This is a genomic window from Piscinibacter defluvii, from assembly GCF_004011805.1.
GTDB classification, from domain to species: Bacteria; Pseudomonadota; Gammaproteobacteria; order Burkholderiales; family Burkholderiaceae_C; genus Piscinibacter; species Piscinibacter defluvii.
The window spans coordinates 1-580 of the sequence record NZ_RCHJ01000139.1 but is presented as its reverse complement, the minus strand read 5'-3'; the positions used below and the strand labels follow the sequence as shown (position 1 = coordinate 580).

Here is a 580-nt window from a genome sequence, read left to right as displayed (position 1 = left end):
GCCTAACGTTTGAGCTGAGCGGACCCGCCGGGAAGGCGCTTGGGCCGCGAGGTGGAGCATAGACCCTGGCCGCCTCGCGGCCCAAGCGACTTGCCGGTGGAGGTCCGCTCGAGCGAAGGGTTAGGCCTCGGCTTTGTGCATGAGGTACTTGACGATGCCCTTGGGATAGCCAGTGATCTCCGCGAGGACGTTGTACCCGTGCTTGCGATAGAACTCCGGCGCCTGAAAGCTCAGCGTTGTGAGGTAGAAGATGCTGCAGCCGCGTGTTCTGGCGCGGGCTTCAAACTCGAGCATCAGGTGTGAGCCCACGCCCTGAGACCGGTGCTCGGACGCCACCCAGAGTTGGAGCAACTCGCAGCACTTGCCCCAGGTTCTACCGACGGCGCCTCCTGCAACTTGACCTGTAGCTCCAGTTGCGAAGGCCGCGAGCTGGCGGACCTCTGTAAGTGGGGCAACGGCGAAGTTGTGCTGATCGAGTCCTGCGTCGACCGCGTGGAGCCACTCCTCTGACGGCGTGTCCGTAGCGCTGAAGGAGAACGCGCGGAGGTTCATTCCGAGGCCTAACGTTTGAGCTGAGGGG

General features: G+C 63.4%; 1 protein-coding gene. It reads right to left on the bottom strand.

The window, feature by feature from the left end; all coding sequences use genetic code 11:
- Positions 1-120: 120 nt before the first annotated feature.
- Positions 121-580: GNAT family N-acetyltransferase (locus D9C15_RS33260; RefSeq protein WP_375138841.1), on the bottom strand; the 460-nt coding region annotated here is incomplete at its 5' end.